At 40.4% G+C, this 6,068-nt stretch carries 6 protein-coding genes; 3 read left to right on the forward strand and 3 right to left on the reverse strand.

Annotated elements, in window-relative coordinates; all coding sequences use genetic code 11:
- The first annotated feature begins 23 nt into the window (after positions 1 to 23).
- Together NL42_RS05365 and NL42_RS05370 are read left to right on the forward strand one after the other, a co-directional pair.
- Positions 24 to 374 (forward strand): YbjQ family protein, encoded by a 351-nt coding sequence (locus NL42_RS05365; protein ID WP_461312020.1) that lies wholly within the window; start codon positions 24 to 26, stop codon positions 372 to 374.
- A 7-nt stretch (positions 375 to 381) separates the two neighbouring features.
- Entirely contained in the window at positions 382 to 816 is a 435-nt protein-coding gene (locus NL42_RS05370; protein WP_461312021.1) for a YbjQ family protein, read from the forward strand.
- Here NL42_RS05370 and NL42_RS05375 read toward each other — a convergent pair.
- From NL42_RS05375 to NL42_RS05385, 3 genes are read right to left on the reverse strand one after another with little or no spacing between them, the layout of a single operon-like run.
- On the reverse strand, positions 813 to 1,247 hold the full coding sequence (locus NL42_RS05375) for a nuclear transport factor 2 family protein (RefSeq protein WP_461312022.1): 435 nt from the start codon (positions 1,245 to 1,247) through the stop codon (positions 813 to 815). The two genes, NL42_RS05370 and NL42_RS05375, sit on opposite strands and share 4 nt — an antisense overlap.
- Positions 1,248 to 1,300: 53 nt before the next feature.
- Positions 1,301 to 2,107 (reverse strand): SDR family NAD(P)-dependent oxidoreductase, encoded by an 807-nt coding sequence (locus NL42_RS05380; protein ID WP_461312023.1) that lies wholly within the window; start codon positions 2,105 to 2,107, stop codon positions 1,301 to 1,303.
- Between the two features lie 27 nt (positions 2,108 to 2,134).
- The gene (locus NL42_RS05385; protein WP_461312024.1) at positions 2,135 to 2,806 is read right to left on the reverse strand and encodes a hypothetical protein; all 672 of its coding nucleotides are present in this window, start codon (positions 2,804 to 2,806) and stop codon (positions 2,135 to 2,137) included.
- 196 nt (positions 2,807 to 3,002) lie between these two features.
- Here NL42_RS05385 and NL42_RS05390 point away from each other — a divergent pair, with 196 nt between their 5' ends.
- Positions 3,003 to 5,900 (forward strand): valine--tRNA ligase, encoded by a 2,898-nt coding sequence (locus tag NL42_RS05390; protein ID WP_461312025.1) that lies wholly within the window; start codon positions 3,003 to 3,005, stop codon positions 5,898 to 5,900.
- Positions 5,901 to 6,068: the final 168 nt, after the last annotated feature.

The following is a 6,068-nucleotide window of genomic DNA, read 5'->3' on the forward strand; positions in this document are numbered from 1 at the left end:
GAGATTTAGATTGATAAAAAATAATGTTACTGAGTAATTTAGAAAGTGTTCCGGGCCACCAGATTTTAAAACAGCTTGATGTTGTTTATGGAAGTACAGTCCGTAGTAAGCATGTTGGCCGTGACTTGATGGCGAGTTTAAAAAATATTGTCGGTGGTGAACTTACAGGTTATACCGAACTATTAGAAGAATCCCGCCAAGAGGCAATGCAACGCATGATCGAGAAAGCCCAGCAACTTGGTGCGAATGCAATTGTTGGTATTCGTTTTTCAACTTCAAATATTGCTCAAGGTGCTTCCGAACTATTTGTATATGGCACGGCAGTTGTCGTACAGCCTCAAGCACCCCATCTACCAGATCCATTTAGTGCATAGGTAGAAAATGGAAAATCTTATTTTTCAGCTTGTTATTTTTCTCATTCTTTTCAGTATTGGTTGGGGTTTTGGGCGCCATATTGAACGAAAACATTTGAAAGAACTTCTAGAAAAAGAGCAACGACTGGCCCATATCAGAATTGATACGAATCGTTTTGCAACGAGTGATCAACTAGGCCACTTTATTAGCAGTAATGTTGTGATTTCTCATGACTACTTTAAATATGTATTGGCATCTATTAAGAATGTTTTGGGTGGTCGACTCACCAGTTATGAAAGTGTAATTGAGCGTGCTCGCCGTGAAGCCATTGTTCGCTTAAAACAACAAGCCTATACCGCAGGAGCTAACCATATTATGGGAGTTCGGCTGAGTACAACCGAACTTGGTATACAGGGAGGAATGGTCGAAGTATTTGCATATGGTACAGCAGTAAAAGATTAGCACTGCCCTACACTAGAAAAATGAATGCGTGGATTGCCAATATTTTTAGTTAAGTGTTGGCAAATTCCGGTAATTTTCCAACTTTCTTGTTGTTTTGCCAAAGTAAAATAATAACGACCAAACGAATGAAAATAATCATTTTCCGAAAAACGATAAATTTGATAATTACATTCTAACCATGCTTGATCTTGTTCAATACGAATCAGAGGATTACTCAAATTGTGCTGTAGCCGTAAATGCGATAAAGCTTGCTGCCGAGAACCTTTATATTCATGACAAGACACGACACATAAAGGCTCTCCCCTAAACTGGAAATAGTCCACCTCAAGTTGATCTGCCAATAACTCATCAAAAGCGTCCCAATTTTTCTGGTCAAAGACCAATTGAAAACGCGTAATGACTTCTAAAACACGGTGATAATCTTGATCCATGGTGAACCTTCTATGCGGGTTTTCCATCAATTTAGCACGGCAAAATCACTTTTTTATTTTACTTTTGTTTTCCGAATCATTTTATAAAGAAGTTTTGGTGACATACGAGAAACGATAACTCCTAGTTTTTCTTTTGTTCCCCCAACAACAATATATTCTTGCCCATGCATTAATGCTTTAACTGCTTGTTGGGCAAATACATCTGCCTCTAAGCCATTCTCGATGGCTTCATCTTGATGACCTTGAGGTTGTCCAGCACCATTTAATGCATTAAAAGAAACATTAGTTTTTACAAAGCCCGGGAAAATAACAGAAACTTCAACGCCTTGATCTGAGACCTCAGCACGTAAACTATTGGCCCACATATGAATTGCAGCTTTAGCAGCCGAGTAGCTTGCACGATACTGAGTACCTAATAAACCTGCCACACTCGACACAAATACAACTCGGCCAGACTTTTGTTTTAGCATGGTCGGAAGCACAGTTTTGGTTAATGCCACCTGCGAGAAATAGTCGACTTCCATTATGGCCCGTTCGGTTGCCATCGTTGTATCTTCAATTAAAGCACGTTGGCTTAAACCTGCATTATTAATGAGCCAGTCAATTCGCCCTTTAGCTTTTAAAATTTGCTTGTAAGCATCTTCAACTTGTTTTTCATCAGTAATATCGGCAACTACAGACAAATGATGCTCTGGGTTTAATAAGCCAACTCGAACCTCTTCTAATTCTTCAAAACGACGCGAGGTCAAAATCACTTCTGCCCCTTGCAAAGCCAACTCACCTGCTAAGGCTTTACCCAGACCAGAAGATGCTCCCGTAATCCATACCACTTTATTTTGCAAAGTATCAAGTTTGGCCATGCTTTATGTTCCTATTATCTTTTTAAATTATGCTGCTTGATGCATGAAGGCCAAAAAGTGGTTGATATAATGAGTTGCTGTGGTCTGATCGACCTGAGTACCTAACTTTTCCAAACGTTTATAGCCCAAATGCGTCGTCATGTTGATCACTCCGTTAAGAGTTTTATCGACAACTAAATTAAATTTTAAACGCTTTTTAGGTTCACGTACTAGGCTTGTTACGCCTAAATCTACAATTTGAATGAGGGTCTCAAAAGCAGCTGCCACACTCTGCATATTCCCATCACGAATTTGCTGCGTAAGGTTTTGAGCTTGTTGTACGAGTTGGAGGGTAACTGGATAGGTAATATAAACTTGCTGCCCCTGTTCTTTCATCAGAGATGTCATATAGTCAACTAAAGGTAAAAGACGCTCATTTCCAAAGAATGAAACTGACCAAGGCATATATTTTCGAAAAGTTTCCAAAACCTGCTGAACCACTTTTTCAGACTCAGCTTGCTGTTTTGGGGACATGGTTGTATTCCCTGACTGTAAAAGTACAGAAAAAACCTGCTCAATAATTTCACAAGAAAGGTCAGACAATACATCCCCTAAAGGTTTTGCCTGACTTTGGCTTACCCCATCATGCAGTTTCTGCCGAATGGTCTCGAATTGGGTATAAGTTGAATCGGAAATTTTCAAAAAAACTTCATAACTCATGAGTAGCATCCTTTTTCAATTCTTTTGTAATTTTTGTGCCGTGTCTCTACACGATTAAATTGTGATCCATCTTTCATAAATCTACCGTTTTTTGAAAAAAATACAAAACCGTTTATCTGTTTTCAGCACATTAATTTCGAGGCATTTTTTTGCTACAATAGGTGCAATTTTTTATGCATATTCGATCTAAGCTACTATGACTGACGCTCAAACCGCTCAAAATATTGCGACCACATACGATCCAACCGAGATCGAAAAGAAGTGGTACCAAACGTGGGAAGAACAAGGTTACTTCAAACCTTCTGGTCACGGTGAATCATTCTGTATCATGATTCCGCCACCAAACGTCACAGGTAGTTTGCACATGGGCCATGGCTTTAACAATGCCATTATGGATGCCCTCACCCGTTATAACCGTATGATGGGTAAAAATACTTTGTGGCAACCGGGTACTGACCACGCTGGTATTGCAACTCAAATGGTTGTTGAGCGTCAACTTGGTTTACAAGGTGTGACTCGTCATGACTTGGGCCGTGAAAAGTTCATCGAAAAAGTTTGGGAATGGAAAGAACAATCTGGCGGCACAATTACGAAACAAATTCGTCGCTTAGGTTCATCTGTAGACTGGTCACGTGAACGCTTCACGATGGACGAAGGTTTATCAAACGCAGTTAAAGAAGTATTCGTTCGTTTACACGAAGACGGTTTAATTTACCGTGGTAAGCGTCTTGTAAACTGGGACCCTAAACTTCAAACTGCTCTTTCTGACCTTGAAGTAGAAAGCAAAGAAGAAAAAGGCTCACTTTGGCACTTTAAATATTTCTTTGAAGATAAATCAGTTAAAACTCAAGATGGCAAAGACTATTTAGTCGTTGCAACGACTCGTCCTGAAACTTTACTGGGTGATACCGCTGTAGCTGTTCACCCTGAAGATGAGCGTTATGCACACCTTGTTGGTAAAAATATTGTATTGCCAATTACTGGTCGTTTAATTCCGATCGTTGCTGACGACTACGTTGAAAAAGACTTCGGTACTGGCTGTGTAAAAATCACGCCTGCTCACGACTTCAATGACTATGACCTAGGTAAACGCAATAGCTTGCCAATCATTAATATCTTCAACAAAAATGCCGAAGTTTTAGGCGAGTTTGAATATATTGCAAAAGCTGGCGAACAAATTTCTAAAACCATTACTGCACCTGCGGAATACGCTGGTTTAGAGCGTTTTGCAGCACGTAAGAAGTTAGTTGCTGAAGCTGAAGCTGAAGGCTGGTTAGATCAAATCCAACCGTATGACTTAAAAGCACCACGTGGCGACCGTTCAGGTGTGATCATTGAGCCATTACTCACTGACCAATGGTACGTAAAAATTGCTCCGCTTGCTGAGCCTGCAATTGAAGCAGTTCAAGATGGTCGCATTAAGTTTGTTCCAGAGCAGTACAGCAACATGTACATGGCGTGGATGCGTGACATTCAAGACTGGTGTATTTCACGTCAGCTTTGGTGGGGTCACCGTATTCCAGCTTGGTACGATGCGAATGGCAACATCTATGTAGGTCGTAACGAAGAAGAAGTACGCGCGAAAAATAACCTCGCTGCTGACGTTGAACTTAAACAAGACGAAGACGTTCTTGATACATGGTTCTCATCTGCACTTTGGACATTCTCAACTTTAGGTTGGACTGGCGACAACAAACAAGACGCAGCAAATGATTTCTTAAAAACCTTCCACCCAACAGATGTATTGGTGACTGGTTTTGACATCATTTTCTTCTGGGTTGCTCGCATGATCATGATGACCCTGCACTTCATGAAAAATGAAGATGGTTCATCTCAAGTTCCATTTAAGACTGTTTACGTTCACGGCTTGGTACGTGATGGTGAAGGTCAAAAAATGTCGAAGTCTAAAGGTAACGTACTTGACCCATTAGATTTGATTGACGGTATTGATTTAGAAAGCTTAGTTGCAAAACGTACGACTGGCCTGATGAACCCGAAAGATGCTGCGAAGATTGAAAAATCAACGCGCAAAGAGTTCCCTGAAGGTATCAATGCGTATGGTACTGACGCAGTTCGTTTCACGTTCTGTGCGCTTGCAAACACTGGTCGTGACATTAAGTTCGACTTAAAACGTGTTGAAGGCTACCGTAACTTCTGTAACAAAATCTGGAACGCGACTCGTTTCGTTCTGATGAATGTTGAAGGTCAAACTGTTGGTCAAGAAGCGCGTCCTGATCTATGGGAACTTCCAGAACAATGGATTATGAGCCGTCTGCAAAAAGCAGAAGCAGCTGTACACCAAGCGTTTGCAACTTACCGTTTAGACCTTGCTGCACAAGCGATTTACGACTTTATCTGGAATGAATACTGTGACTGGTACGTTGAATTAACTAAACCAGTTCTGAATGATCCAGAAGTTGCAGAAGAGCGTAAAGCTGAAGTACGCCGTGTATTGCTTGCAGTGATGGAAGCTTCATTACGCTTGGCTCATCCGTTAATGCCATATTTGACAGAAGAAATCTGGCAAACGCTTGCACCGATGCTTGGTAAAGGCGGTCCAACAATTATGACTGCTCAATACCCTATTCCTGAGCAAGCGAAAATCAATGAACAAGCTGAAGCAGATATGCAATGGCTTCAAGGTTTGATTGGTGCAGTACGTAACATTCGTGGTGAGTTGGGCTTAGGTAATGCGCGCTTATTGCCAGTATTACTTCAAAATACATCTGACGCTGAACGTGAACAAATCATTCGTATTGAAGCATTGTTCAAAGCATTGGCTAAAGTTGAAAGCATTGAATTCTTGAATAAAGACCAAGAACCACCATTGTCTTGCTCTAGCGTTGTTAGCCATGCATCGGTATTTGTACCAATGAAAGGCTTAATTGACCCTAAAGCAGAACTTGCTCGTTTGCAAAAAGACTTGGATAAAATCCAAAAGCAACACGATCAAATTGCGGGTAAACTTGCAAACGAAGGCTTTGTATCTAAAGCACCAGCAGCTGTTGTTGAAGGTGAAAAAGCGAAGCTTGCTGAGTTTGCTGCTCAGTTAGAGAAAGTTAAAGCGAATATGGAGCAAATTGCCGCGCTTTAATCTTTAAATTTCACAATTTAATCTGTAGATTAAGGGGCTGATTATTCAGCCCTTTTCAATATATAATTAGTTAATTTAAATGAAATAATAAAGTAAATTTAATGAGTGGATATAATTTAGACCAAAAATTAGTAATTGGCTTAGCTTCAAGTGCTCTGTTTAATTTAG

This window comes from Acinetobacter sp. GN11, from assembly GCF_054823985.1.

What these genes read in the sequence shown, in the direction of transcription:
- NL42_RS05390 (WP_461312025.1), top strand. Translation starts at nt 3,003, where the DNA reads ATGACTGACGCTCAAACCGCTCAAAATATTGCGACCACATACGATCCA.
- NL42_RS05385 (WP_461312024.1), bottom strand. Translation starts at nt 2,806, where the DNA reads ATGAGTTATGAAGTTTTTTTGAAAATTTCCGATTCAACTTATACCCAA.
- NL42_RS05365 (WP_461312020.1), top strand. Translation starts at nt 24, where the DNA reads ATGTTACTGAGTAATTTAGAAAGTGTTCCGGGCCACCAGATTTTAAAA.
- NL42_RS05380 (WP_461312023.1), bottom strand. Translation starts at nt 2,107, where the DNA reads ATGGCCAAACTTGATACTTTGCAAAATAAAGTGGTATGGATTACGGGA.
- NL42_RS05370 (WP_461312021.1), top strand. Translation starts at nt 382, where the DNA reads ATGGAAAATCTTATTTTTCAGCTTGTTATTTTTCTCATTCTTTTCAGT.
- NL42_RS05375 (WP_461312022.1), bottom strand. Translation starts at nt 1,247, where the DNA reads ATGGATCAAGATTATCACCGTGTTTTAGAAGTCATTACGCGTTTTCAA.